Source organism: Comamonas brasiliensis, assembly GCF_018292285.1.
GTDB classification, from domain to species: domain Bacteria; phylum Pseudomonadota; class Gammaproteobacteria; order Burkholderiales; family Burkholderiaceae_C; genus Comamonas; species Comamonas brasiliensis.
On the sequence record NZ_JAANES010000008.1, the window covers coordinates 59,589 to 84,713 of the forward strand.

Annotated in this window: 21 protein-coding genes; 11 read left to right on the top strand and 10 right to left on the bottom strand. The window is 64.1% G+C overall.

Features of this window, described 5'->3' with window-relative positions:
* Positions 1-11 precede the first annotated feature (11 nt).
* Positions 12-2,084 carry an ATP-dependent helicase gene (locus DJFAAGMI_RS24235; RefSeq protein WP_043006512.1) on the bottom strand — a complete coding sequence of 691 codons (2,073 nt, stop codon included), beginning with the start codon at positions 2,082-2,084 and terminating at the stop codon, positions 12-14.
* 229 nt (positions 2,085-2,313) lie between these two features.
* Here DJFAAGMI_RS24235 and DJFAAGMI_RS24240 point away from each other — a divergent pair, with 229 nt between their 5' ends.
* The 5 genes from DJFAAGMI_RS24240 to DJFAAGMI_RS24260 all read left to right on the top strand — a co-directional run bounded on the left by DJFAAGMI_RS24240 (position 2,314) and on the right by DJFAAGMI_RS24260 (position 5,588).
* Complete coding sequence (locus DJFAAGMI_RS24240) at positions 2,314-3,102, top strand: hypothetical protein (RefSeq protein ID WP_211459923.1); 789 nt, start codon at positions 2,314-2,316, stop codon at positions 3,100-3,102.
* Positions 3,099-3,665, top strand: coding sequence for a GTP-binding protein (locus DJFAAGMI_RS24245; protein ID WP_003059262.1), 567 nt, complete (start codon positions 3,099-3,101; stop codon positions 3,663-3,665). Before DJFAAGMI_RS24240 ends, DJFAAGMI_RS24245 begins: the two co-directional genes overlap by 4 nt.
* The gene (locus tag DJFAAGMI_RS24250) at positions 3,662-4,063 is read left to right on the top strand and encodes a roadblock/LC7 domain-containing protein (RefSeq protein WP_211459829.1); all 402 of its coding nucleotides are present in this window, start codon (positions 3,662-3,664) and stop codon (positions 4,061-4,063) included. Before DJFAAGMI_RS24245 ends, DJFAAGMI_RS24250 begins: the two co-directional genes overlap by 4 nt.
* Positions 4,064-4,149: 86 nt before the next feature.
* Complete coding sequence (locus DJFAAGMI_RS24255) at positions 4,150-4,509, top strand: hypothetical protein (protein WP_211459830.1); 360 nt, start codon at positions 4,150-4,152, stop codon at positions 4,507-4,509.
* A 128-nt stretch (positions 4,510-4,637) separates the two neighbouring features.
* The gene (locus DJFAAGMI_RS24260; RefSeq protein WP_211459831.1) at positions 4,638-5,588 is read left to right on the top strand and encodes an AEC family transporter; all 951 of its coding nucleotides are present in this window, start codon (positions 4,638-4,640) and stop codon (positions 5,586-5,588) included.
* Positions 5,589-5,790: 202 nt separating this feature from the next.
* Here DJFAAGMI_RS24260 and DJFAAGMI_RS24265 read toward each other — a convergent pair whose 3' ends face one another.
* From DJFAAGMI_RS24265 to hemE, 3 genes are all read right to left on the bottom strand, one after another.
* Positions 5,791-6,912 (bottom strand): asparaginase, encoded by a 1,122-nt coding sequence (locus DJFAAGMI_RS24265; protein ID WP_211459832.1) that lies wholly within the window; start codon positions 6,910-6,912, stop codon positions 5,791-5,793.
* Between the two features lie 195 nt (positions 6,913-7,107).
* Complete coding sequence (gene priA / locus DJFAAGMI_RS24270) at positions 7,108-9,324, bottom strand: replication restart helicase PriA (protein WP_211459833.1); 2,217 nt, start codon at positions 9,322-9,324, stop codon at positions 7,108-7,110.
* A 660-nt stretch (positions 9,325-9,984) separates the two neighbouring features.
* Entirely contained in the window at positions 9,985-11,100 is a 1,116-nt protein-coding gene (gene hemE, locus DJFAAGMI_RS24275) for a uroporphyrinogen decarboxylase (RefSeq protein WP_211459834.1), read from the bottom strand.
* Between the two features lie 216 nt (positions 11,101-11,316).
* On the opposite strand from hemE, the gene DJFAAGMI_RS24280 reads away from it, so the two are divergent.
* Positions 11,317-12,183, top strand: coding sequence for a GNAT family N-acetyltransferase (locus tag DJFAAGMI_RS24280; protein WP_043006507.1), 867 nt, complete (start codon positions 11,317-11,319; stop codon positions 12,181-12,183).
* 63 nt (positions 12,184-12,246) lie between these two features.
* Here DJFAAGMI_RS24280 and DJFAAGMI_RS24285 read toward each other — a convergent pair whose 3' ends face one another.
* The gene (locus tag DJFAAGMI_RS24285) at positions 12,247-12,762 is read right to left on the bottom strand and encodes a hypothetical protein (protein WP_211459835.1); all 516 of its coding nucleotides are present in this window, start codon (positions 12,760-12,762) and stop codon (positions 12,247-12,249) included.
* Positions 12,763-13,095: 333 nt separating this feature from the next.
* Between DJFAAGMI_RS24285 and DJFAAGMI_RS24290 the strand changes: the two genes are divergently transcribed.
* Positions 13,096-13,482, top strand: coding sequence for a VOC family protein (locus DJFAAGMI_RS24290; protein WP_211459836.1), 387 nt, complete (start codon positions 13,096-13,098; stop codon positions 13,480-13,482).
* Positions 13,483-13,513: 31 nt separating this feature from the next.
* On the opposite strand, the gene DJFAAGMI_RS24295 is transcribed toward DJFAAGMI_RS24290, so the two are convergent.
* Positions 13,514-15,802: a protein-disulfide reductase DsbD family protein gene (locus tag DJFAAGMI_RS24295; RefSeq protein ID WP_211459837.1), complete on the bottom strand. Its 2,289-nt coding sequence runs from the start codon at positions 15,800-15,802 to the stop codon at positions 13,514-13,516.
* 205 nt (positions 15,803-16,007) lie between these two features.
* On the opposite strand from DJFAAGMI_RS24295, the gene DJFAAGMI_RS24300 reads away from it, so the two are divergent.
* Positions 16,008-16,982 (top strand): Bug family tripartite tricarboxylate transporter substrate binding protein, encoded by a 975-nt coding sequence (locus DJFAAGMI_RS24300; RefSeq protein WP_211459839.1) that lies wholly within the window; start codon positions 16,008-16,010, stop codon positions 16,980-16,982.
* Here the strand turns inward: DJFAAGMI_RS24300 and DJFAAGMI_RS24305 are convergent.
* Positions 16,969-18,600 (bottom strand): MATE family efflux transporter, encoded by a 1,632-nt coding sequence (locus DJFAAGMI_RS24305; RefSeq protein ID WP_211459840.1) that lies wholly within the window; start codon positions 18,598-18,600, stop codon positions 16,969-16,971. The two genes, DJFAAGMI_RS24300 and DJFAAGMI_RS24305, sit on opposite strands and share 14 nt — an antisense overlap.
* A 96-nt stretch (positions 18,601-18,696) precedes the next feature.
* Here DJFAAGMI_RS24305 and DJFAAGMI_RS24310 point away from each other — a divergent pair, with 96 nt between their 5' ends.
* Positions 18,697-19,572 (top strand): creatininase family protein, encoded by an 876-nt coding sequence (locus DJFAAGMI_RS24310; RefSeq protein ID WP_211459925.1) that lies wholly within the window; start codon positions 18,697-18,699, stop codon positions 19,570-19,572.
* Between the two features lie 105 nt (positions 19,573-19,677).
* Here the strand turns inward: DJFAAGMI_RS24310 and DJFAAGMI_RS24315 are convergent, their stop codons facing one another.
* From DJFAAGMI_RS24315 to DJFAAGMI_RS24325, 3 genes are all read right to left on the bottom strand, one after another.
* Positions 19,678-20,664, bottom strand: coding sequence for a Bug family tripartite tricarboxylate transporter substrate binding protein (locus tag DJFAAGMI_RS24315; RefSeq protein WP_211459842.1), 987 nt, complete (start codon positions 20,662-20,664; stop codon positions 19,678-19,680).
* A gap of 101 nt (positions 20,665-20,765) precedes the next feature.
* Positions 20,766-21,215, bottom strand: coding sequence for a hypothetical protein (locus tag DJFAAGMI_RS24320; protein ID WP_211459844.1), 450 nt, complete (start codon positions 21,213-21,215; stop codon positions 20,766-20,768).
* A gap of 48 nt (positions 21,216-21,263) precedes the next feature.
* Positions 21,264-21,941 carry a histidine phosphatase family protein gene (locus DJFAAGMI_RS24325; RefSeq protein WP_211459846.1) on the bottom strand — a complete coding sequence of 226 codons (678 nt, stop codon included), beginning with the start codon at positions 21,939-21,941 and terminating at the stop codon, positions 21,264-21,266.
* A gap of 285 nt (positions 21,942-22,226) precedes the next feature.
* Between DJFAAGMI_RS24325 and DJFAAGMI_RS24330 the strand changes: the two genes are divergently transcribed.
* A complete protein-coding gene (locus tag DJFAAGMI_RS24330) occupies positions 22,227-23,255 on the top strand; it encodes an extracellular solute-binding protein (RefSeq protein WP_211459848.1) in 1,029 nt (342 codons plus the stop codon).
* A gap of 143 nt (positions 23,256-23,398) precedes the next feature.
* Positions 23,399-25,051: an ABC transporter permease gene (locus DJFAAGMI_RS24335; protein ID WP_211459850.1), complete on the top strand. Its 1,653-nt coding sequence runs from the start codon at positions 23,399-23,401 to the stop codon at positions 25,049-25,051.
* Positions 25,052-25,125 lie beyond the last annotated feature (74 nt).

Here is a 25,125-nt window from a genome sequence, read left to right on the forward strand (position 1 = left end):
ATCTCGGGTCTTCAGTTGGCGGCGCCCGGCGCCGCCTGGTTCTTGCGCGCGGCAAATTCCTCGCGCAGCTTGCGCAGCTTCTCGCGCGGGTCTTCCCTGGCCGTGGCCGCATCGAGGCCCATTTCCTTGATGAAACGGCTGGGCTGGCAGGCCACCATCTCACGGCCTTTTTTGCGGCGCTTGGTCCAGCTCACGGCCAGCGTGCGCTGGGCGCGGGTGATGCCCACATACATCAGGCGGCGTTCTTCCTGCAGCCGCGCCGCCGTTTCATCGCTGACCTTTTGCTGCTTGCCGTCGTCGTCGTCCAGCTTGAACGGCAGCATGCCCTCGGTGACGCCGACCTGCATGACATGGGGCCATTCCAGGCCCTTGGAGGCATGGAGGGTGGAGAGCACGACCATGTCCTGCTCCTTCTCGCGCTCGCTGATGGTGGACAGCAGGGCAATGTTCTGCGAGACCTCCAGCAGGCTCTTGACCTCGGTCTGGGTACCGGCGCCTGCGGCATCCTCGATCTGGCCACCGGCGCGCTGGGCCATCCAGTCGCAGAACTCCAGCACATTGCTCCAGCGCGCGGCGGCGACAGACTCGCTGTCTTCGCTGTCATACAGATACTGTTCGTAGCCAATTTCCTTGAGCCAGTCGATCAGAAAGCTGCGCGAGGCTTCAAAGCCCAGGGTGTGGCGGGCGCGGTATTCCAGGTCGTTGATATAGCGGCCGAATTCCAGCAGGCTTTCGAAGGCCTTGCGCGGCAGCGCCTCCTCCAGCATGGCATTGAACAGCGAGCCGAACATGCTGAGCTTGTGCGCAGCGGAGAACTCCCCGAGCTTGCCCAGCGTGGTGTGACCGATGCCGCGCTTGGGCGTGCCGATGGAGCGCAGAAAGGCCGGGTCGTCGTCGTTGTTGATCCAGAGGCGGAACCAGGCGCACAGGTCCTTGATCTCGGCGCGGTCGAAAAAGCTGGTGCCGCCCGAGACCTTGTAGGGGATGTTGGCCTTGCGCAGCGCCTTCTCGAAGGGCTTGGCCTGGTGGTTGGCGCGGTAGAGGATGGCGAAGTCCTTCCACGCGGGCTGCGGGTTCATATTGGCGCGCAGGCTCTGAATGCGGGCCACGGCACGCTCGGCTTCGTGCTCTTCGGTGTCGCAGTCGACGATGCGCACGGGTTCGCCCTCGCCGAGTTCCGAAAACAGTGTCTTGGGAAACAGCTTGGGGTTGGGGCCGATCACATTGTTGGCGGCGCGCAAGATGGCGCTGGTGGAGCGGTAGTTCTGCTCCAGCTTGATGACCTTGAGCTGCGGAAAGTCCACGGGCAGCTTCCTGAGGTTGTCCAGCGTGGCGCCGCGCCAGCCGTAGATCGACTGATCGTCGTCTCCCACGGCCGTGAAGTGGGCGCGCTCGCCCACCAGGAATTTCAGCAGTTCGTACTGCGTGGCATTGGTGTCCTGGTACTCGTCCACCAGCACATGGCCCAGCAGGCGCTGCCATTTCTCACGCACTTCGGGGTGGCCGCGCAGCAGGCGCATGGGCATGCCGATCAGGTCGTCGAAGTCCACGCTCTGGTAGGCGGTCAGGCGCTCTTCATAGCGCTGCATGATGAGAGCGGTGCTGCGCTCGTTGTCGTCCTGCGCCATGGCCAGGGCCTTGCGGCTGTCCCAGCCCTGGTTCTTCCAGCCGCTGATGGTCCACTGCCACTGGCGGGCCGTCGCCACATCGGTGGTGCCGCCCGCGCAGTCCTTGAGGATGCCGGTGACGTCGTCGGTGTCCAGAATGCTGAACTGGGGCTTGAGACCGAGGATGTGGCCGTCCTCGCGCACCATGCGCACGCCCAGCGAGTGGAAGGTGCAGATCAGCACTTCCTTGGCCTGGCGGCCGATCAGACCTGCGGCGCGCTCGCGCATTTCGGCGGCGGCCTTGTTGGTAAAGGTGATGGCGGCAATGCGGCGTGGCGCCAGACCGGTTTCGATCAGGCGGCCTATCTTGTGCGTAATCACCCGGGTCTTGCCCGACCCGGCACCTGCCAGAACAAGGCATGGACCGTCGGTGTAATGCACGGCCTGGAGCTGAGCGAGGTTGAGACCAGCAGACATGAAGCAGAGTGACCCATCATCAAAAACAAGGACTGGGAGCATACCGCTTCACCGTGAAGAGCCCTGATGACAGCGCTCACAACTGACAAAAATCAGGGACTCAGCGAGCGTTTCACCTACACATGCGCTCTGCTGTTACTTGAATAATTGTTGTAATAAGGTGTTAGTTATGTAGCGTGAAGATTGTCTCGTGTCCGGCCTTGATCCCGACAACGCCAGCGAATTGTCGATGGTTGAGGGATTCATTGTCTTTTCCTCAACAGTCAGGGTGCTGTGCATGGCGAGAACCATCGGTGAAGTGAGCTTGGCCGCAGAACTTTGGACGCCTGCGGTGCAGCAGCGCTTTGAAGCGCTGTTCTCCGTGGCCGCGCGCAAGTCGCTTTCCGCCTGGCGTCAGGTTCCGCGCCAGGCGGCCGAGGTGCTGGTGATCGAAGGGCTGGAGAGTCTGCTGGCCAAGTCAGAGGCGAGAGCCCCCTGCGTGGTCTATCTCGGTGGCGAGCCGGCCATGCAGCCGCTGGGGCGCTCCTCCCAGGGCTGGGCCGCACATCTTGATGCGGACTTTACGCTGTCCGACCTGATCGACATGCTCGATCGCGCAGCAGTCTTCCTCATGGACTGGAGAGCCCGGCACAGGACCGATGCACCCCTGTCGCTGCAGCGTGCCCTGCAGGAGCTTCAGCAGCAGGGGGCCGACTGTTCGCACCGCTTTCATATCAAGTCCTGGGTCGCCCTGCCTGGCAGCGCTAACAGTGCGCTGCACATGCGCGTGCTGGCGCTGCTCGCGCGCGGGCCCATCGATGCCAGATCGCTGGCCGAGCACGCCGGCATCGAAATGCCGCAGCTATCGACCCTGCTGTCCCTGCCTCAGCTTCAGGCCGTCCTGCACTGCAGTCCGCGCGGCCCCGAGCAGCCAGCGGACGCACGCAAATCAAGCACCCCAAGGCAGGCCGCCACTTCGGTGACGCTCCAATGGGTCAGCAAACTGACGGGCTGGATTAGCCGTGGAGGACGCACATGACCTCTTTCATGCCCATGCAGCCCGGCCAGGGCCTGCTGCGGGTAAGTCTGCTTGGGCCCATGGGCATAGGCAAGACCACGGCGCTGCGCAGCCTGTGCGGGGAATTCATGGCAGGCAGCGATGTGCGCAATCTGGACAGGGCGGCACACAGCAAGGAGTTCACCACGGTAGGGGCGGAGTTTGGCGAGATCGACCTGGGCTCGGGCGAGCGGCTGCAGCTGGTGGGCAGTCCCGGCCAGGATCGTTTCGATTTCGTGCGCCGCTGGGTGCTCTCGGCATCGGTGGGGGCGCTGCTGATGCTGGACGTCAACGACGCGGGCGCGGTGGATTACGCCAGCGAGATGCTGACGGGGATCGCGGAGTTGGAGCAGGCTCCCCTGATGCTCATTCTCAGCTGCCGCAGCGCCAGCGGAGCAAGGCTGGAGGCGTTCAGTTCGGCCCTGGTGGCCAGAGGCCATGAGATCACCCCGCTGATCGAAGCCGACCCGCGTGATCGCCAGCAGATGCTGGATGCGCTGAGCGTGCTGGCGTCACTGCTGTCCCTGCAAAGTCAGACCCTATGAATACCCATACCTCTCTCGTGATTCCGGCCCATGCGGTGCAGGCCGGCCAGGAAATCCTGGCGCGCGTGGTCGCACCGGTTGCAGGCGTCCATATCGCCTTGCTCTGCACCCCTGACGGCTTCGAGATTGCCGCGCTGCGCATTCGCAGTGAGTTGCCGACCGAGCGGCTGTCGGCCATGGCGGGCTCGCTGATGGCCATGGCCAGGGCCGTGGCCAATGAAATCGGTCACAAGGATTGCAAGCGCCTGACCTTCGAGACGGAGTCGGGCACCGTGGTCTTCCAGGCGGTGAATGGCGCTTTCCCGGCCGTTCTCTGTCTGGTGGTCGATCAGAACGCCTTGCTGGGTCGCGCGCTTTGGGCGGCCGGCGAGGTTGCCACAGGGTACCTGCCTTCCTGATCACAGGTTCACTGGAGTTCTGAGTCCGAGTGGGTGCGCATACTGCGCACGGGTTCCTTGTCTTGCTTTTTCAAAAAGGTGGATTTATGGCCTCTATCCAGGATTCTCTGAACGCTTTGATGACCACCGACGGCGCCGTCTGTGGCGCTCTCGTGGACAGCGCCAGCGGCATGCTGATGGGCAGCGTCGGCGGCGGCGTGGACATGGAGCTGGCTGCGGCCGGCAACACCGAGGTGGTGCGCGCCAAGCTCAAGACCATGCGCATGCTCAATCTCAACGACCAGATCGACGACATCCTGATCACTCTGGGCAAGCAATATCACATCATCCGTCCCGTGGCCGCCAACGACGGTGTGTTCTTCTATCTGGTGCTGGACAAGGCCCGCGCCAATCTGGCACTGGCACGCCGCAAGACTGCCGATGTGGAAAAGGAGCTCAGGCTCTGACGCGCTGTCCTTGCATCCGTCACAGCGGCCTGCCTTGCGCAGGCTTTGTTTTGTCCACCGGGGGGCGCTGAAAAATTTTCATCGAAGGCTCTGAGAAGTCTGCCGCAGCGCGCTGTCACAATTTGCCGGTGCTGTCCGTTCTACTCATCACCTTTCCCTTTTTTGCGCTGGTGGCTTGCGGCTTTGCCGCCACATGGCGCGGCATCCTGCCCCAGGCAGCGATCCCCGGCCTCAATGCCTTTGTGCTGTACTTCGCGCTGCCCTGCATGCTGTACCGCTTTGGCGCGCAGACACCGATTCATCAGCTGCTCGACATCAACGTCACCCTGGTCTATCTGCTCTGTGCGGTGCTGATGGTGGGCGCGACCGTGCTGCTGACACGCAGGCGCCTGGGCTGGAACGATGCCGCATTCGGCGCTCTGGTGGCGGCATTTCCCAACACCGGCTTCATGGGCGTTCCCATGCTGGCGGCGCTGCTGGGCGCGCAGAGCGCGGGGCCGGTGATCGTGACCATGGCCATCGACATGGTCATCACCACCTCGGCCTGCATTGCGCTGTCGCGGCTCGATCTGGCGGGAGGGCAAGGAATCTGGCTGGCGGTGCGCAATTCGCTCAAGGGCATGGCGTCCAATCCCATGCCCTGGTCGATTCTGCTGGGCGGTCTGGCGTCGGCCATGGGCTGGGTATTGCCCGGCCCGGTGGACAAGACCGTGGCCATGCTGGCCGCAGCGGCTTCGCCGGTGGCCTTGTTCACCATAGGTGCCGTGCTGGCGCGCTCGCAGATGAACAGCCACGAACGCGTGGCTGCGCGGGACTATGTGCCGGTTGCGCTGGCCAAGCTGGTCGTCCATCCGCTGCTGGTCTGGGCCGTCGGACTGGCCGCGATCGCGATGGGTTTGCCGCTCCAGCACGAAACCCTGGTGGTGCTGGTGCTGCTGGCGGCTCTTCCCTCGGCCAGCAATGTGTCGCTGCTGACCGAGCGCTACGGCGCCCACAGCGGTCGCGTGGCGCGCATCATCCTGGTGTCGACCAGCCTGGCCTTCCTCAGCTTCTCCGCTGCCGTGGCGCTGATGACCTGATCAAAAACAAGAGCGGCTTGCGCAAGACCAGCCTGCGCAAACCGCTGTTTCGGCTTAAAGCCGCAAATCAAGCACACCCCAACAAAGAGACAGCGAGCAAGGGCCTAGGCGGCCCCGCCGCCCCGCACCGAAGGTGTCGTCCCCCTCCGGCGCTCAGCGCCAGAGAGAGGGGAAAGGCGCGTCAGCGCCTCAGGGGGAGTGCTCAATACTCCCAGAACATCCGCTGCAGTTCCTTGGTGTTGGCGCCCTTGGTCAGCGCCAGCATGGTCAGCAGGCGTGCCTTTTCGGGGCGCATATCGTGGGCGACCACCCAGTCGTACTTGTCGTCGGGCTGCTCGGCATTGCGCAGCACAAAGCCGTAGGGCACGCGTGACGAGCGCACGACGAGCACGCCCTTGCCGCGGGCATCCTGCAGCGGCTTGACCATGCGGTCGGCCACAGAGCCATTGCCGGTGCCGGCATGGACGATGGCCTTGGCGCCGGCATCGACCAGGGCATTCACGGCCGTGGGCTGGACGCTGCCATAGGCATAGACGATGTCCACCTGGGGCAGCTTGTCGATGTTGTCGATATTGAACTCGGAGTTCATGGTGTGGCGCTTGACGGGCGCGCGGAACCAGTAGTTCTTGCCCTCGACCACCATGCCCAGCGGGCCCCACTGGCTCTTGAAGGCACCGGTCTGGATGTTGATGTCCTTGTTCACATCGCGGGCGGTGTTGATCTCGTCATTCATGGTGACGAAGACGCCCTTGCCCTTGGCGTCCTTGGAGCCGGCCACGCTGACGGCATTGACCAGGTTCAGCGCACCATCGGCAGACAGCGCCGTGCCCGGGCGCATGCTGCCGACCACGGCGATGGGCTTGTCGGTGTGCACGGTCAGGCTCAGGAAGTAGGCCGTCTCGGCCAGCGTGTCCGTGCCGTGGGTGATGACGATGCCGTCCACATCAGGCTGCTTGGCCAACTGCGAGACGCGCTTGGCCAGAGTCAGCAGATTGTCGTTGGTGAAGCTCTCGGAAGCGATCTGGAACACCTGCTCGCCACGCACGTTGGCGATCTGGGCCAGCTCGGGCAGGCCGGCCAGCAGCTTGTCCACAGGGACCTTGGCGGCCGTGTAGGTGGCGCTGTTGACGGTCGAGGCACCGGCACCCGCAATCGTGCCGCCCGTGGCCAGCACCACCACATTGGGCTTGGCTGCCTGTGCCTTGACCGCCTGCGCGGCTGCAGGCGATGCATCCTGCGCCAGAGCTGCGCCGGGGGCGGACAGAACGCCCAGAACGGCAATGGTGGCGGCCAGCAAGGACTGGCGGAAGACTTGTTTTTGCATGAAGTAGTGCTCCGTGATTGAATGAAACGGCCTCTTGTGGAGCCGAGCCTCACACCATGCAATAGCCATGCCGGCTTGCCCATTCGCGCAAATCCCGATGGATTTGCCAGGCGCCTGTGGTTTATATAAATTGATAGCTGTCAGCGCTTATGGGTAAAGGGCTGAAGACTTAAAACCCTTAAATTTTCGGCGGCTTTAGATGCTGAGGGGATCCACATCCACGAGCCAGCGCACCAGCGGTCTGTGCTCGGGCAGAGTGCGCAGCCAGTGCAGATACTGCTGCCAGGCATTCAGAAAGCGCAGCAGGGCGCTGCGGTTTGCGGCCTCCAGCAGCATCTGGGCACGCTCCACATTGGCCACGCGCTGCACCGCCATGGGGATGGGCGGGTAGATGAACACCTCGTCCAGATAAGGCAGCTTGGCCTCTTTGGCGACCTGGGTGGCGGCATTCAGGAAAGCCTGTGCGGCTTCCTGGGCGCGTGCATCGGCGCGGACTATGGCCTGAAAGGCATAGGGCGGCATGCCGGCGTCCAGCCGTTCCTTGAGTTGCTGCCTGGCAAACGCCGGGTAGTCATGCTTGCGCAGTGCGGTGTAGACGGCGTTCTGAGGGTCGTGGGTTTGAATCCACATCTCCGGATGGCTGCCCTGGGCCTTCACATATTGCGCATCGCGCCCGGCGCGCCCGGCGGCCTGCATCAGCAGGCAGAACAGTCGCTCCGGGGCGCGATAGTCGCTGGAGTACAGCGCGCTGTCGGGTTGTACGGCGGCAACCAGCGTGATGCGCCGGAAGTCATGGCCCTTGGCCACCATCTGGGTGCCGACCAGCACATCCACATCGCCGGCATGCACCTGGGCCAGTTGCTGCTCAAGGCTGCCCTTGGCCCTGGTGGTGTCGGCGTCAATGCGCGCCACACGTGCCGGATTGCCGTCGGGGCGCTGCACATTGCGCAGCAGCCGCTCCAGCTCTTCCTGCAACTGCTCCGTGCCCTTGCCCAGCGGCAGGATGTCGGGGTTGCCGCAACTGGGGCAGGCAAACGGCACGCGCTGGGTAAAGCCGCAGTGGTGGCAGCGCAGCGTGCGATCGCCCTTGTGAAAGACCTGGTGGGCGCTGCAATGGGGGCAGTCGCTCTTCCAGTTGCAGTCGGCGCAGAACAGCACGGGGGCAAAGCCGCGGCGGTTGAGCAGGATCAGGCTTTGCTCGCCGCGCTTGACGCGCTCGGTAATGGCCTCGATCAGCGGTGGCGAGAACACGGCGCGTTTGGGCTGCTGGCCCATGTCCACCATTCTCACCCTGGGAAGGCTGGCCGCGCCTGAGCCGGCTGCATCTGAGCCGGCCGCGCCAATGCTGGCCGCGCCGATACGGCTGGGCATATGCAGGCGCAGGTAGCGGCCGACTGCAGGGTCCGAGGCATGCCAGCTCTCCAGCGACGGGGTGGCGCTGCCCAGAATGACCTTGGCGCCGGTATCACGGCCGCGCCAGATGGCCAGATCGCGCGCCGAGTAGCGCGCGCCTTCCTGCTGCTTGTAGCTGGCATCGTGCTCCTCATCGACCACGATCAGCGCCAACTGCGGCACGCTGGCAAAAATGGCCATGCGTGTGCCGAGCACGATGCGGGCGCGGCCCGTGTGCGCGGCCAGCCAGCTTTTGAGGCGCTGAGGGTTGGTCATGCCGCTGTGCATGCTGACCACGGCCTCCCTGCCGTACCGGGGCACGAAGCGGGCGATGAAGCGCTCTTCCAACTGCGGCGTGAGATTGATCTCGGGCACCATCACCAGAGCCTGTGCCTCGGGCCTGGCATCCAGCATGGCCTGGACGGCGCGCAGATAAACCTCTGTCTTGCCGCTGCCGGTGCTGCCATAGAGCAGGAAGGGGCCGGGGTTTTGCGCAATCTGCTCGAAAACCGAGGACTGCTCGGAGCTGAGCGCGACCAAAGGCATTGCGCTGCTGGCGTCAGGCGTGTGATCCACGGTCTCGGCGCTTGCCGGTGCTGCTTCGGCGGCCTGTGTCTTCCTGCGCTTGCCGGCTGGCGTCTTGGCTGTCTTGGGCGGAGCCAGTCGCCGGGCCAGTTGCTCAGGCGACATCTCACGCAATTGTGGTGGAAGGGCGGCGACGGCGATTTCGCCGAGGCTGCGCTGGTAATAGTAGGCGGCAAAGGCCACCAGCCGTCGCCAGGCCTGGTCCAGCGGCGCTATGCCCTGCAACTGGGCTGCAATGCTGCGCAGCTCCACCCCATCGGGAATCGCTTCGGGGGCGGCCGGTGTATCCCAGACCACGCCCAGCAACTCCCTTTTTCCCAGGGGAACGCGTACCAGCGTGCCGGGCTCCAGCGGCGTGTCGCTGCCGTAGCTCAACAGATCACCTACGGCGCTATGGGCAGGGGTCTGGACGGCAACGTGAACGGTATGGGACATGGGCTGGGATAAGGGGAAAGAGCTGCCAGGGCCGCAGCTACTCAGAGCTATAGCAGATTTTGAGGCCTGCCAAGGCTTTGCGCTCTGTGGATAACTTTGTGAGAAAAAATATGCGCCAAAGCTCCAGTCAAGTCCGGTTCGCATCTGGAAGGCAGCGGAAGAACTGGATGCATCAGTAATTAATATATTAAAAACAAATACTTATATCTATTTCTGATGCTTTTGTGAGATGGGGCGGACGGGACGCATGCAGGGACTCTGCCTTGCCAGATCTGTGCATAAATCAGGTGGTGAGGCACTGTCAACCGAGAACCTCCCTAAACTTAACTGCGCGCAAACCATGGTGCAAAGTCCTTAACTTCCCAAAAAAATAGCAGGAATGCAAGCAGCCGCGAGACCTGATGCCTCCTCGGAACATCCACATGTGGATAACTTCCTTCAATCGAGGCAGGAAGAAGTGAAAAAATAAAAAAGCGCCAAACACTGCTGGCGCCGAATTTCGAGAGTTCTGAGATTTAGTGGTTTGAAATCAATGGCTTGCCGCTATTGTTCTGCGTCTCAGGCCAGGGATTGTCGTCCAATAACCACTTGTTCCGCTTGGGTGATGCGAGCTTGTGATGCTGCAACAAAGGCCCGGCAAGGCCGTTGTTGCAGCGGGAATCAGCCCTGAGCGCGCTGCAGGCGCGAGTGCTTGTGCACAGCTTCGACCAGCGCGGCCACATGTTCGGGCGGGGTGAACTGGCTGATGCCATGACCCAGATTGAAGATGTGGGTGGGGCCGGTGGTGCTTTTGTCGGTATGGGGCTTGCCAAAGCTGTCCAGCACGGCGCGCGCCTGGGCGGCGACCTGCTCGGGTGCGGCAAACAGCACATTGGGGTCGATATTGCCCTGCAGCGCCTTGCCGGGGCCGCCGATTTCGCCACCCACGATGGCGCGAGCCTTGCCCAGATTGGCCGTCCAGTCCAGACCCAGCACTTCGCAGTCGATGTCCTTCATGTCGGGCAGCCAGATGCCTCCGCCCTTGGTGAAGACGATACGGGGCACGTCGCTGCCGTCCACGCCGGTGCGCTTGAGACCAGCCAGCACGCGCTTGGTGTAGGCCAGGCTGAATTCCTGGAAAGCGCCGTCGGCCAGCACGCCGCCCCAGCTGTCAAAAATCATCACGGCCTGGGCGCCGGCATCGATCTGGGCGTTCAGGTAGGCGGCCACGCTGTCGGCGTTGACTTCCAGGATGCGGTGCATCAGGTCGGGGCGCGAGTACATCAGCGACTTGACGGTGCGATAGTCATCGCTGCCCTTGCCTTCGGTCATGTAGCAGGCCAGAGTCCAGGGGCTGCCCGAGAAGCCGATCAGGGGCACACGGCCATTGAGCGCCTTGCGGATATTGGTGACGGCGTCAAATACATAGCGCAGCTTGTCCATGTCGGGAACGGCCAGCTCGGCCACGGCGGCCTCATCACGCACGACCTTGGCAAAGCGCGGACCTTCGCCTTCGGCGAACGACAGGCCCAGGCCCATGGCGTCGGGCACGGTCAGGATGTCGCTGAACAGAATGGCCGCGTCCAGAGGGAAGCGTTCCAGCGGCTGCAGGGTCACTTCTGTGGCGTAGTCCACATTGGTGGCCAGACCCATGAAGCTGCCGGCCTTGGCGCGGGTGGCCTTGTATTCGGGCAGGTAGCGTCCCGCCTGGCGCATCAGCCACAGGGGCGTGTAGTCAGTAGCCTGGCGACGGCATGCGCGCAGGAAGGTGTCATTGGTCAGGGGGGCGAAACTCATATGTCGATTGTCGCCCACTCCGGCTTTCCCATTCACCACAATCCCGAGCAGCAATTCAGCTCTCTGTGCAGGGATGGCAGCTGCCATGGTTTGTCATGCAACCGTCATCCAAGTGTCGCGCGGGCTTCATCTGCGTTTTCCACAATGACGCCACGCAGACACACCGTGTGGCACAGGCAGGCCGCCAACTGCGTCCAACACCGGAGGAAAGCAGACATGAGGCATCCCGAGATTCTTGATGCGCTGAATGGCCAGAGCATCGCGACGACACCGTCATCGGCTCCCTCGCTTTCCCATCGCCCCGCCAGTCCCGCACACGCTGCAGCGCCCGCTTTGCGCCTGCAGGTGCGCTGGGCGCGTCATCTGGACGAGGTTCGCCAGGCCCAGCGCCTGCGCTATCAGATCTTTGCCGAAGAAATGGGTGCTGTGCTGCAGACACCCGTGGCAGGTCACGACATCGATGTCTTCGACGATTTCTGCGAGCATCTGATGGTCTGCGATGAAGAGCAGAACAAGGTGATCGGCACCTACCGTCTGCTGACCCCCGCTCAGGCCCAGCGCGCCGGCGGCCTGTACAGCGATCAGGAGTTCGACCTCTCGCCCATCAACGCCTGGCGTGCGCAGATGGTGGAGCTGGGGCGCAGCTGCGTGCATGCGGAGCATCGCCAGGGCGGCGTGATTCTGGCGCTCTGGGGAGCACTGGCCGAGTTCATGCAGCGCAACCAGCTGGAGGCCATGGTGGGCTGCGCCAGCATTCCCATGCAGTACCCCGGTCTGGCCCATGGCGAAGGCCCGGCACGCATCTGGCAGCAGCTGCGCCAGAGCCATCTGGCCGAGCCCGAGCTGCAGGTGCGCCCACGGGTGGCCCTGCCCGAGGAGCTGGCATGTATCAGCAATGTCTCGGTGGATGCGCTGAAGGTCGAGCCGCCAGCGCTGATCCAGGGCTATCTGCGCGCCGGCGCCAAGGTGCTGGGGGCGCCGGCCTGGGATAGCGACTTCAATACCGCCGATCTGCCCATCATGATGCGTATGCAGGACCTGCCTTCTCGCTATCGCCGACTGTTCGGACGCATGAAGGCTTGAGGCGGGAGCAGAAAGCAAAAAGCCTGCGGCCGATGTCGCAGGCTTTTTGCATGGCCGGGCGTGCTATGCGGCGTGGCTGGGCTCATCTTCCAGGCCTTCGGCAAACAGGCCCAGCGCGGTAACCATCAGACCCAGCATGAGGAAGGCATAGGCCGCAATGGACAGCACCAGACTCATGCTGTAGCCCCATTGGAGAACCGAGCAGGCCCATTCCCAGGAAGCATAGAGCGCGGTGCACTGATTGCTGGCCGGCATGTGCACATACCAGGTGACGGCGACCCACATCAAGATCAGCATCACCACCGTGGTGCGCAGCTTGTGCGAGGGGGTCTGGTCCATGTTCTTGAGCAGGACCAGTGGTATGGCTCCGCCCCAGACAAACATCATCAGCCAGCTGAAGGCCGGTGCCTGTGCCAGTATCTGCTGCAGCCAGTGCATCTTGGGCATGCTGTTGATGCTGGCCAGAATGTCCCAGGCAAAGGGCAAGGCCAGGCCGGCAATCGCCAGGCTGGCTAGCGCCAGTGCACGCAACAGGCAAAGACGTTTGTGAGACGGCTGATGGATAAGGTTGGCATGCATGGCTTACCTCCTGTGCAGTTCAGGCGGTCCGCAGCAGTCAACGTGTGCAAGGCTGGCAAAGGCCGAAAACTGCGGTTGCACCTGGCTTGTGGGCAATTCCAGTCTAGAGCTTTTGTCCGGTTTGTGCCATAGGTGCTGCGCTCCTGCCTGGAGTCGCGTTCCAGCGCGAATCGAAGCCAGACCGGAACCCGCCGGTTTGACAGGGCGAGGCTGGTGTGCCGAGTCGTAAAGTTGATTGCGCCAGGTTCATGAAACCCGCCGACTCTGGCTTCTTCCGGCCCACGGGACTAAGCTTGGCCTGCTCGACTCGGGGCGCCGGGCAAAGGAGTTCTTATGCTGAGCCAATCTGCTGTGACGACGATGCTGCCGGTAATGGATCTGGCGCGGGCCCGCGCTTTCTACGAGGAATGCCTGGGTCTGCAGCCCGGTGAGTTGCGACTCGACGGGAAATTTGTCTATCGGGTGGGCGGCAGCGCCCTGGCCCTGTTTCCCAGACCTGGCGGCACCAAGGCCGAGCACACGGCCATCAGCTTCCAGGTGTCCGATATCGCCGCGAGCATTCGGGAGCTGAAAAACCGGGGCGTGGTGTTTGAAGACTATGACTTTCCCGATTTCAAGACCGTCGACCATGTCTGCGTGCTGGGGGCCGAGAAAGCCGCCTGGTTCAAGGACACGGAAGGCAATTACCTCTGCCTGCACGAGGATCTGCAGCAGGCATGAGGGGGCGCAGCGCCCGGCACGCAGGGGCGTCCTAGATCTGCTGGAGCGCGTCCAGCACTTCGCTCTTGGAGAGCAGCTCGCTCATCACCACCGGCGGCTTGCCGGGCAGGTACAGCACGTAGACGGGGACGCCGCTGCGTCCCAGTGATTGCAGTGCCTGGGTGATGGCCGGGTCCTGGCGCGTCCAGTCGGCGCGCAGCAGCTGCACCTTGTGCTGCTCGAAAGCTGCCAGCACCTCGGCATTGCTCAGCGTGGTGCGCTTGTTGACCTGGCAGGTCACGCACCAGGCGGCCGTGAAGTCCACAAACACCGGCTGGCCCGAGGTCTGGGCAGACTGAACCTTGTCTGCCGACCAGGGTTGCCAGAGTTCGCCGGCCTGTGCCCTGACCTGATCCACAGGCTCGGCCTTGATCAGCGGCAGTGCGTAGTAGGCGACGCCAATGGCCAGCAGCAAGGCGATGGCGCCGAGGCTCATGCGGCTCTTGCCGCGCAGGCCCAGGGCCCAGATCAGCGCGGCCAGCACCAGCAGCAGGGCCAGCAGTGCCGCGGCGGCATCCATGCCGCCCTGGTGGCCAAGCACCCAGACCAGCCAGACCACGGTGGCAAACATGGGGAAGGCCATGGCGTGGCGGAAGGTCTGCATCCAGGGGCCGGGGCGGGGCAGCCAGCTCACGACGGCGGGCACGAAGCTGGCCAGCAGATAGGGCAGGGCCATGCCCATGCCCAGTGCGGCAAACACCGTCAGCGCCTGCGCCGCGGGCATATCGATGGCAAAGCCCAGAGAGGCACCCATGAAGGGCGCCGTGCAGGGCGAGGCAATGGCCACGGCCAGCACGCCGGACAGAAAGGAGTCCAGTATCGGGTTGCGTGCCTGGGCGCTGGCAATGCTGCTGGGCAGCAGACTGCCGAACTCGAACCAGCCGGCCAGATTCAGTCCCAGCACGGTGAATAGCGCTGCCAGCAGCGAGACCACCACGGGCGACTGCAGCTGGAAGCCCCAGCCCAGATGCTGACCGGCCGCGCGCAGGCCCAGCAGCAGTGCGCCAAGTGCCACAAAGGACAGCACCACGCCGGCGGCATAGGCCAGGCCGCCCAGTTTCTGGGCCTGGCGGTTCTGGCCATGCACCGCAAACCCCAGTACCTTGATGGCCAGCACGGGAAACACGCAGGGCATGAGGTTGAGGATCAGACCGCCGATCAGGCCGCCCAGCAGGGCAGCCCAGAGGCTGCCTGCACTGGCCGTATTGCCCGCAGGTACGGTCTGTGAAGCGGTCTTGTTGGCCTCCAGAGCTGCGGCCAGGGCCGGAGAAACGCCTGCGAGCGTGGGGGCGCTCCAGTGGCCCTGCACGGCCAGTTCGCTGCGCCAGCCAGCGCTTTCGCCTCGCTCCAGCGCCGCAGCGCGCTCAGCGGGCGGCAGGGCCAGCACCACGGCCAGTTGCACCGCGGTTTCGCCGCGCATATCGGACAGGGGCATGTTCTCGCCGACCCAGACGTCACCGTCCCAGTGCTGCTTCCAGTCCTTGCCCGACTCTGCGGCATGCTTGAAGGTGTCGGCGTTCTCGGGATAGAACTCCAGTGTCTTGCCCTTCAGGCTGGCGGGCAGTCCGGGTATGCGCAGCGTCAAACGGTCGTCGGGCAGGTTCGTGCCTTCGGCCTTGCCGGACTCGACAAGGGCCTGGCCGCCCTGGCTCAGCGCCTGGGGCTGGCCTGCCTGGGCCCGCACAAAGGCCTGGCTTTGCGCAGCGCTGCTGCCCTGAACGGGGATCTGCAGCTGGAAGTTGCCGGACTCGGGAATGCATTCCACGCGGCAGACCAGCCATTCGGCGGCCAGGCCCACGTCCACCATGCCAGAGGCCGGTGCCTTGAAGTCGGCCGCGACCTTGATGGGGACGGGCAGCAGCACCGTGTCCTCATAGCCATAGTTGACCAGGGGCCCTACGCGCAGCGCATGAGGCAGCGGCCATGCGATGGGGCCAGCCTCCAGGCCCGGGGGCAGCTGCCACTGCAGCACCGTGGGCAGGCCCGAATCGCCGGCATTCTTCCAATAGGTATGCCATTCGGGCTGGTGGGTGATCTTCAACCCCAGCCAGAAGACCTGCCCGGCGGTGATGCCCTCGGGGGCCTGGGCCACCAGCTCGGCCTGCACGCGCGGCGTCTGCACCGTGGCGCCACCCGAAGCCGCATTCTTCAGCAGGATCTGCGCGCCGGCACCGGTGGAGAAGGCACAGACCCAGACGGTCAGTGCCAGCATCAGCCAGAGTGAAAGGCGCTGCGAGAGGCTGCGGGGTCCGGTGGTCAGGAAAAGGGCTTGAGAAGACATGGCGGACGGTGGGAGTCTGTGGCGGTGTTTTTGGTTCCCTGCACGGGGGAGGCCGATTGGCAAAACCAATGCTTGCATAGGCGCATGGTATTGGACAGAAGGCGCGGGCGGACTCCATCATGGCCCGGCCAACAAGGCTCAAACAGCCCGCAGCCGGAGCCGGTCGCAGGAGTCCGTTGCCGGGCAACTACAGGAGACAAGCATTATGGTGAATACCTCACGCCGCCGCTTTCTTGCCACCTCGGCTACCTGTGCTGCCACCGCGCTGCCCTGGCATGCGGCCGCTGCGTCAGCCTATCCGGACAAGTCGGTACGGGTCATCGTGCCGTTTCCGGCTGGAGGCACCACGGACGTGGTGGCGAGGCTGGCCATGCAAAAGCTCGGCGAAATCACGGGCCAGTCCTTTGTGGTCGACAACAAGGGCGGCGCCAACGGCGTCATCGGCTCCGAACTGGCAGCCCGCGCCGCACCCGATGGCTACACGCTGCTGATGAACACGGCTGGAGCGCAGGCCCTCAGCCCCGTGCTCTACAAGACCGGCTACGAGGCGCTGGCCAGCTTCGAGCCCATCAGTCATCTATGCGATGTCGGTTTTGTGGTGATTGCGCGCAAGGACCTGCCCGTCAACAGCATGCAGGAGCTGATCGCCATGGCGAAGCAGGGTCGGCCGCTGAGCGCCTCCTCGGGCAGCAGCATGATCTCGCTGATCACCGAGCAGTTCAAGAAGGTGGTCGAGGTGCCCGGCATCGTCAATGCCCAGTACAAGGGAACGGGCGCGCAGATGCAGGCCGTGGTGGCGGGCGAGGTGGACTTCTCGTTCGATTCCTTCACCTCGGTGGAAATGATTCGCGCCGGCAAGGTCAAGGCCCTGGCTGTGCTGCTGCCCCAGCGTGCACCGGCCTTTGCCCAGGTACCCACGCTGCGCGAGCTGGGCGTCAGTGGTATGGATTTCAGTTCCTGGTCGGGCCTGCTGGCGCCCAAGGGCACACCGCAGGAGATCGTGGGCTATCTGGCCCAGCAGATGGACAGGATCATGCAGATGCCCGATGTGATGGCCAGGCTCGCCGGCTACAACTACCTGCCGCGACGCAGCACGCCCCAGGAGTTCGGACGGCTCATCGCCGCCGACCACGAGCGCTGGAAGCGCGTCGTCAAGGAAACGGGCATCACCCTGGGTTAGCGTCACGCGGTGGCACCCCCGCATCTGCGGCCAGGGTGGCCACGGTACTGGGCGGCTGGCCACCCACCTCGGCAGGGATGGCGATGCGCTCGCAGGGGTCGGCCCGGGCTATCAATGCATCGCTGTCCACGGGGGCTTCGGCTAGCTCTGCGGCCGGCGTCTGTTCCCGGGCTGACTCTGCAGCCGGCATGGCGGCCTGGGTCGGCAGCATGTGCGCCTTGCGCCAGTTGCCCCAACGGTAATAGGCCAGCATCATCAGCATGGAGCAGACGGAGCTGATGGGAAAGCTCCACCAGATGGCGTCCACGCCCATCACGGGTTGCAGCCAGCGTGCCACGGGCACGCGTATGCCCCACATGGCGATCGCCAGAATCAGCACCGGCGCCATGACGGCCCCCGTGGAGCGCACCACGCCGGCCAGCACAAAGGTCACGCCAAAGAAGAGGAAGGAGCCAATGGCAATATGGTTGAGGTGGCGGGCGACCTCCAACGAGGGGCTGCCGCCGGGCAGAAACCAGCCCAGCACATGACGGTCCAGCAGCACGATGAGGACGATCAGGCTGCCGGTCAGCAGAAGATTGCCCAGCATGCCGGCATTGGCCGTGGCGCTGACACGCTTCCAGAGGCCAGCGCCCACGTTCTGCGCCGCCATGGACGAGCAGGCGGCGCCTATGGCCATGGCCGGCATCTGCACATAGGTCCACAGTTGCAGCGCGGCGCTATAGGCGGATGCCGTCTGCACGCCATGCTCGTTGACCATGGAGATCATGGCGATCATGGCCAGAGAGATCATCACGATCTGCACGCCCATGGGCAGGCCCTTGACCACCAGAGTGCGCACAATCGTCAGATCGGGCTTGAACAGCCCCAGCTGCCGGCGACCTATCCACAAGGGATGGCGGCGCAGACGCAACCAGCCCAGCAGGGCCGCAAAGCTCACGGCATTGGCAATCAGCGTGGCGACCGCCGAGCCCTGAATGCCCATGCGCGGCACGGGGCCCCAGCCAAAGATCAGCAGAGGGTTGAGGGCCATGTCCAGCGCCACGACGACGAGCAGAAACCAGAACGGCGTTCGGGTGTCTCCCGCGCCGCGCAGGGCCGCCGTCACAAAGCTGAACATGAACAGCAGCGGAATGGCCAGAAAGATGATCCGGAGATAGGCCTCGGCCAGCGGCAAAGCCGCCTCGGGCGTGCTCATCCATTGCATGAGATGGCGCGACAGCGGCCAGCCCAGCACGGCAATCAGCAGTGAGACAACACCAAAAAACGTAGCGCTGGTGCCAAGCACACGTTTGGCCTGCGCGATGTTTTTCGACCCCATGCTCTGGGCGATCAGGATATTGGTTGCCATGCTGATGCCGAACACCGCGCCGATCAGCGCAAACATCACGTTGTTGGCGTTGGCGGTGGCCGTCAGCGCGGCCTCGCCCAGGTGACCGCCGACCCAGATGGCATTGACCGAGCCGTTGAGCGACTGCAGCACATTGCCGGCCAGGATCGGCAGGGCAAAGACCAGCAAGGTGCTGGCAATCGGGCCCTGGGTCAGGTCGCGGGTCTGGGGCTTGGAGTTGGCGGTGCGCGCACTCTGGCGCGGGGCGCTGGCGGAGGCTTCAGGCATCGGCCCATTGTGGGGCATGTCGGCTGGTTGCGGTTGACGGGCGCTGGGCCCGGAATCCGGGGCATGTGGTGGTTTCGGGGCGCTGGCGCAGCTACGATGATGGCCATGAGCAATACCCCGACCACTCCCGCAAGCGCGCTTCCCCGCTGGCCCTCGCGCTTCTGGGCCCAGGCATCGGCCCATGACTTTGCCCTGGCCCAGAACAATGGCCTGGCCGCAGACACCGTGGCCGTGCTGCCCGTGGCTGCGGTGGAGCAGCATGGGCCGCACCTGCCGCTGTCGGTGGATGCCAGCCTGATAGAGGGCGTCATCGATGCCGCTCTGGCGCAGTTGCCAGCCGAGCTGCCGGTGCTGTTTCTGCCGCCGCAGAACATCGGTTTTTCGGTCGAGCATACGAACTATGCGGGCACCTTGAGCCTGCAGCCGGCCACGCTGATTGCTCTGTGGACGGAGCTGGGCGCCTGCGTGGCGCGCGCCGGCATCAGGAAGCTGCTGCTGCTCAACGGTCATGGCGGCCAGGTCAGCGTGATGGACATCGTTGCGCGCGAGCTGCGCATCCGGCACGGCCTGCTGGTCTACAGCGCCAGCTGGTTCGGGCTGGTGGACGATGCGGCCAACCAGCAGTTCTGTGCGCATGAGCACCGCTTCGGCATTCACGGCGGCGAAGTGGAGACCTCGATGCTGCTGCACCTGGCGCCCGAGACCGTGCATATGGAGCGTGCGCAGAACTTCGCTTCCAGCTCTGAGCAGCGGGCCGGAAAATACCACTTCATCGGCAATGGCCGCAGCGCCAAGCTGGGCTGGGCCATCGAGGACTACAACCCGGCCGGAGCCGTGGGCAACTCCGCCGACGCGACGGCCGAGCGTGGCGCGGCCATGGTGCGTTCATCGGCGCAGGGCCTGGTGAGGTTGCTGGGCGAAATTCATGACCTTCCCCTGAGCACGGTGGCAAACCAGCCGCAACCGCTTTGAATTCAGGAGCTTCTTACGCAAGAGCAGCCTGCATTTGCAGGCTGTTTTGTATTAAAAATCAATGCTATCAAGCGCTATAAGCTACTGAAAGTGTAGCTCTCAGTGTCACTGCTTCGGAATCTTGGCCGTGGTGATGACATCGCCCCAGCGCTTGATTTCCGACTGCAGCAACTTGGCGGTCTGCTCGGGGGTGCTAGCCTGGGCCTGCACATTGAGCTCGCGCAGCTTCTTGGCGACCTCGGGGTTGTTGACGGCGGTGTTGATTTCCTTGTTCAGGCGCGCGATCACGGGGGCGGGCGTCTTGGAGGGGGCAGCCAGCGCATTCCAGGACGAGGCCACAAAGCCTTTGACGCCGGATTCCTGGGCCGTGGGCACATTGGGCAGCAGCGGTGAGCGCTTCTCGCCCGTCACCGCGAGCAGGTTCACGGCCTTGGAATTGATCTGTCCCATGATGGGCGTGAGAATTTCCACCGCCGCATCGATCTGCTTGCCGCGCAGCGCCGTCACCACGGCGGGCGTGCCGTTGAAGGGCACGATCTGCGCATCGATGCCGGCCGTGGTCTTGAACAGCTCTGCCGCCAGGTGCTGGGTGCTGCCCACATTGATGCTGCCCAGATTCAGCTTGCCGGGATTGGCCTTGGCATAGCTGACGAGTTCGCCCAGGTTCTTGAAGGGCGATTTGGCATCGGTGATGACGCCGATGTCAAAGTAGCCCAGCGTGGAGATGGGCGTCAGGTCCTTGACCATGTCGAAGGGCAGACTGTTGAACAGATTCACCGTGACGGCACTGCCGTTGGACATGAGAAACAGCGTATGGCCGTCGGGCGCCGCCTTGGCCACGGTGTCGGCCGCCACGATACCGCCCGCGCTGGGCTTGTTGTCGATGACCACGGGCTGGCCGAGCTGGGTGGACAGCTGCTGGGCCACCACACGGGCCGTCACATCGGCCACGCCGCCGGCGCCGAAGGGAACGACGATGCGGATGGGGCGGTTGGACAGGCCTTCGGCCTGGGCGGTGGCGGCAAATCCGCTCAGCAGGGCAGCCCCCGCTGCGGCGCTGATCAGGGATTGGGTAAAACTGCGGCGTTTCATGCTTGTCCTTCTGTCTGAAACTTTTATCCCGAGAGTGTGCCGCCGAAAGATGTACGGAGGCAGCCGCAAAGCGTTCTGTCTGCTATGCCGCACAGGTATGGCTAGTTACCGCTTGCTTGCAGGGTATCCAGTCCCCAGTGATGCATGGCCTCGCGCACGATCAGCAGGGCGGCTGCATGCTCGGGGGTCTGCGGCAGCTGCGGATCGGCATGGCCAGGCTGCTGGGCCTGGCGCGCCAGCAGCTCGAACAGGTTCTCGATGGCCTCGCGTGACGCCTGGGTGGCTTGCGGGTCGGCCGTGGCGCCATGGATCAGTTGCCGCAGCAGTGGGTCTGTCGTTTGCAGCAGACTGGCGCCTGCAGGCAGCCAGCGCCCGGCCGGCATGACGGCATCCTCGACATCGGCAATCGCGTTTTCCAGCATCAGCGCATTGGGCATGCGGTGGGCAAAGGCCTTGGCCAGGGTGGCGATTCCGATGGGCAGACGGTGCTGCTGCGCGCCTATTTCAAGCGTCAGCGCCGTATCGCCAAGACTGAGAAAGATGGAGTCCATTGCGGCTTTGTAGCACTTTGCGTTGGCCGGCTCCGGACCTGAGGGGAGTCAGGCGCTGGTGATCCAGCTTCTGTATTCGGCGCTATCGAGATGGTTGAGCGTGTTGAAGCTTTGCAGCATCAGGCGCTTGGGACTGATGCTGAACTCCGTCACGGCAATATTGCGCAGTCGCATATTGAGGGCGATGGTCACCTCGGGCGCGGTGCCAAGCACTTGCCCCACAGCAGTGGAGATGGGACCGCCGCTGCTGACGAGCAGCACGTTCTGGCCACTGTGCTGGTGGCGTATCTCCTCAAGCACCTGGTGCACGCCGTCCGCAAAACCGTTCCAGTCAGGCATGCCGACCGGGCTGATGGTGCCTCCCATCCATTGCGCCAGCGCGTCGCACAGCAGGCGGAAATGATGACGGTACAGCTCGGGCGTATCGGGCCTGGGCAGAGGGGCAGGGTGGATGGCGCGCAGCAGGGCTTCGCTGTCGTACTCGTTGAGTCCGGGCCGGCTCTGTGCCTCAAGACCTGAAGCGCTGCCAAGGCCCTGGACTATCCCGGCCAGCGTCTGCTGATGGCGCTTGAGCGTGCCTGCATAGACGGCGTCGAACTTCAGACCTCGCTCACGCCAGTATTCACCCAGACGCACGGCCTGTTCCTGGCCGCGTGGGCTGAGCTGGTCGTAATCATCCGCGCCAAACGAGGCCTGGCCATGGCGCACAAGGTAGAGGTTTCCCATGGCGCGGATGTTGGGCCTTGCCCGCTTGCGGCGCTGTCATGCCTGCGACCTGCTGGCGCTTGGGCGACAGCGCCGGGATGCCTATTTCCGCAGCCGACATCCGGATTGGAGTGCGGGCAGGGCATGCCTCTCGGTTAAGATAGTTGAGAGCTATTCTCAAAAACATAAAAACACGCTCCTCTTTCGATACTGGTTCATGGATCTCCTGCACTTGGCTGGCAGGAGACTTGCCGGTTTCGAGGCGGAGCGTGTTTTTTTATGTCTGTTCACCTCCTGGAGCCCTTCATGTTTCGACGACCCCTGTTTGCACTGGCCGCCGTTGCCAGCCTGTGCGCCCCTGCGCTGTCCGCCCACGCCGAGGACATCACGCTCTACACCACCCGTGAACCGGCACTGATCCAGCCCTTGCTGGCGGCCTTCACGGCGCAGACCAAGATCGGCGTGAAGACGGTGTTCGTCAAGGACGGCCTGCTGGAGCGCGTCAAGGCTGAAGGCCAGCGCTCGCCCGCCGACGTACTGATGACGGTGGACATCGGCAATCTGGTGGATCTGGTGGACGGCGGCGTGACCCAGCCCGTCAAGTCCAGCGTGCTGGAGGCGGCCATTCCGGCCCAGCTGCGCGCCGCAGACAACCAGTGGTTTGCGCTGTCCATGCGGGCCCGTGTGCTGTATGCCGAAAAGGACATGAAGATCGGCGCCTTCCGCTATGAAGACCTGGCCAAGCCCCAGTTCAAGGGCAAGGTCTGCAGCCGTGCCGGCCAGCACCCCTACAACACGGCGCTGATCGCCGCCATGATCGCCCATGACGGCGAAGCCAAGACCGAGCAGTGGCTCAAGGGCGTCAAGGCTAATCTGGCACGCAAGGCCACGGGTGGCGACCGCGACGTGGCGCGTGACATTCTGGGCGGCATCTGCGATGTGGGCCTGGCCAACACCTATTACGTGGGCCATATGAAGGCGGCCAAGGAAGGTACGGACGCACGCAAGTGGGGCGATGCCATCAAGGTCGTCAAGCCTACTTTCAACGATCCCAAGAGCGGCACGCATATCAATATCAGCGGCGCCTCGGTCGCCAAGTACGCGCCTAACCGCGATCAGGCCGTGAAACTGCTGGAGTTCCTGGTTTCCGAGCCGGCCCAGAATATGTACGCCCAGGCCAACTACGAGCACCCTGTGCGCAAGGGCGTGGCGCTGGACCCCGTGGTGGCCCAGAGCATTGGCGAGATCAAGATCGATCCGCTGCCGCTGACCGAGATTGCCAAGCACCGCAAGGCTGCCAGCGTGCTGGTCGACAAGGTGGGGTTTGATAAATAAGTAGCCCCCTGAGGCGCTGATGCGCCTTCCCCCTCTCTCGCTTCGCGGGAGGGGGACAACACCTTCGCTGCGAGGCGGCTCTTGCTCGGTGTTCCTTTGATGGAGCATGCCTGTCCAAGGGCCGTTTCCTTTTTGATTTTTTGATGTTTTCTTATCTTCGTTCAGGGCTCAGGCCCGTCGGGCCGGTGTGGCAGGGCACAAGCTGTTTGATTGCGCTTGGGGTGTTTGCGCCCATTGCCTCGCTGGCCTGGCTGGCGCTGGGCTCGGACTGGGCGCACTGGCAGGATCTGCTGCGCTATGTGCTGCCCGATGCCGCAGCCAATACGGCCTGGCTGATGGGCGGGGTGGGACTGGTGGTGCTGGTGGTGGGCACGGGCTGCGCCTGGCTGGTGACGGCCTGTGATTTCCCGGGACGGCGCTGGCTGCACTGGGCGCTGCTGCTGCCGCTGGCCATGCCGGCCTATATCGTGGCCTTTGCCTATCTGGATCTGCTGCACCCCATAGGCCCGGTGCAGGGGGCGCTGCGCTGGCTGCTGGGTTACGACAGCCCGCGTCAGTGGCGCCTGCCCGATCTGCGCTCCATGGGCGGTGCGATCTTTGTGCTGGGGTTCACGCTCTACCCCTATGTGTATATGACGGCACGGGCCATGTTCATGACCCAGCCGGCGCATCTGATGGAGGCCGCTCGCTCGCTGGGTGAGACACGCTGGGGTGCTTTTTGGCGTGTGGCCTTGCCCATGGCGCGACCGGCGCTGGTCGTGGGCCTGAGCCTGGCGCTGCTGGAGACGCTCAACGATATCGGTGCGTCCGAGTTTCTGGGCGTGCACACGCTCACGGTATCGATCTACACCACCTGGGTCACGCGCTCCGATCTGGCTGGTGCCGCGCAGATTGCCTGCTCCATGCTGCTGGCCGTGGTGGCCCTGGTCTGGCTGGAGCGTCAGGGCCGCAGTCGCCAGCGCTTTGGCTCGGCCCAGCGCATGAGGGCCATAGCGCCGCACCGTCTGCCTGCAGGCAAGGCCTGGCTGGCCACGCTGGCCTGCAGCCTGCCGGTGCTGATCGGCTTTGCCGCGCCGGCGGCCTATCTCGCCTGGGAAAGCGGCAAGCGTCTGCTGCAGGGCTCGGGCGTCTCCGAGGGACTGGTCTCCAGCCTGCTCAATACGCTGGGGCTGGCGCTGGGCGTCACCGTGATTGCGGTGGCAGCCGGTCTGGTCATCGCCTGGGCCACGCGCACCGGCATCAGCACGCGAGCGCCGTCGCGCTGGCCTGCGCAGGTGGCGGCGCTGGGCTACGCCGTGCCGGGCACAGTGCTGGCGATTGGTTTGCTGACTCCCGCGTTGGCGCTGGATGCGGGGCTGGCCAGCCTGTTTGGTGCCAAGGGCTTGCCGCTGATGGGTCTGGGCGTGGTGCTTGTCGCGGCTTGCGTGATTCGCTTCCTGGTCATGCCTGTGGGTGGGATCGAGGCCGGTCTGGCGCGTATCCCGCCGACGCTGGAGCAGGCTTCGCGCCTGCTGGGCGAAAGCCGCCTGGGCACGCTGCGCCGTGTACACCTGCCGCTGCTGCGGCCCGCCATGGCCACCAGTGCCATGCTGGTGTTTGTCGATGCCATGAAGGAGCTGCCAGCCACCTTGCTGCTGCGCCCGGCCGATTTCGATACCCTGGCCACCTGGCTCTATGCCGAAGCCGCGCGCGGCACCTATGAGGAGGGCGCGATCGCCGCGCTGTGCATTGTGGTCGCGGGGCTGGTTCCCGTCATGCTGCTGGCGCGTGCCCAGCTGTCGGGTACTCAGCGATGAATATGCATGAAAATCGGCTCAAGCGCTTATGGGTATTGCGCAAGCAGCTATTGAATATGAATAGGGCGAACAGG

Bases quoted from the DNA above. Each gene is read 5' to 3' on its own strand.
- DJFAAGMI_RS24300 (WP_211459839.1), top strand. From the start codon at position 16,008: ATGGTGAATACCTCACGCCGCCGCTTTCTTGCCACCTCGGCTACCTGT.
- DJFAAGMI_RS24315 (WP_211459842.1), bottom strand. From the start codon at position 20,664: ATGAAACGCCGCAGTTTTACCCAATCCCTGATCAGCGCCGCAGCGGGG.
- DJFAAGMI_RS24290 (WP_211459836.1), top strand. From the start codon at position 13,096: ATGCTGAGCCAATCTGCTGTGACGACGATGCTGCCGGTAATGGATCTG.
- DJFAAGMI_RS24240 (WP_211459923.1), top strand. From the start codon at position 2,314: ATGGTTGAGGGATTCATTGTCTTTTCCTCAACAGTCAGGGTGCTGTGC.
- DJFAAGMI_RS24285 (WP_211459835.1), bottom strand. From the start codon at position 12,762: ATGCATGCCAACCTTATCCATCAGCCGTCTCACAAACGTCTTTGCCTG.
- DJFAAGMI_RS24320 (WP_211459844.1), bottom strand. From the start codon at position 21,215: ATGGACTCCATCTTTCTCAGTCTTGGCGATACGGCGCTGACGCTTGAA.
- priA (WP_211459833.1), bottom strand. From the start codon at position 9,324: ATGTCCCATACCGTTCACGTTGCCGTCCAGACCCCTGCCCATAGCGCC.
- DJFAAGMI_RS24245 (WP_003059262.1), top strand. From the start codon at position 3,099: ATGACCTCTTTCATGCCCATGCAGCCCGGCCAGGGCCTGCTGCGGGTA.
- DJFAAGMI_RS24325 (WP_211459846.1), bottom strand. From the start codon at position 21,941: ATGGGAAACCTCTACCTTGTGCGCCATGGCCAGGCCTCGTTTGGCGCG.
- DJFAAGMI_RS24305 (WP_211459840.1), bottom strand. From the start codon at position 18,600: ATGCCTGAAGCCTCCGCCAGCGCCCCGCGCCAGAGTGCGCGCACCGCC.
- DJFAAGMI_RS24330 (WP_211459848.1), top strand. From the start codon at position 22,227: ATGTTTCGACGACCCCTGTTTGCACTGGCCGCCGTTGCCAGCCTGTGC.
- DJFAAGMI_RS24235 (WP_043006512.1), bottom strand. From the start codon at position 2,084: ATGTCTGCTGGTCTCAACCTCGCTCAGCTCCAGGCCGTGCATTACACC.
- DJFAAGMI_RS24295 (WP_211459837.1), bottom strand. From the start codon at position 15,802: ATGTCTTCTCAAGCCCTTTTCCTGACCACCGGACCCCGCAGCCTCTCG.
- DJFAAGMI_RS24255 (WP_211459830.1), top strand. From the start codon at position 4,150: ATGGCCTCTATCCAGGATTCTCTGAACGCTTTGATGACCACCGACGGC.
- DJFAAGMI_RS24265 (WP_211459832.1), bottom strand. From the start codon at position 6,912: ATGCAAAAACAAGTCTTCCGCCAGTCCTTGCTGGCCGCCACCATTGCC.
- DJFAAGMI_RS24250 (WP_211459829.1), top strand. From the start codon at position 3,662: ATGAATACCCATACCTCTCTCGTGATTCCGGCCCATGCGGTGCAGGCC.
- DJFAAGMI_RS24335 (WP_211459850.1), top strand. From the start codon at position 23,399: ATGTTTTCTTATCTTCGTTCAGGGCTCAGGCCCGTCGGGCCGGTGTGG.
- DJFAAGMI_RS24310 (WP_211459925.1), top strand. From the start codon at position 18,697: ATGATGGCCATGAGCAATACCCCGACCACTCCCGCAAGCGCGCTTCCC.
- hemE (WP_211459834.1), bottom strand. From the start codon at position 11,100: ATGAGTTTCGCCCCCCTGACCAATGACACCTTCCTGCGCGCATGCCGT.
- DJFAAGMI_RS24280 (WP_043006507.1), top strand. From the start codon at position 11,317: ATGAGGCATCCCGAGATTCTTGATGCGCTGAATGGCCAGAGCATCGCG.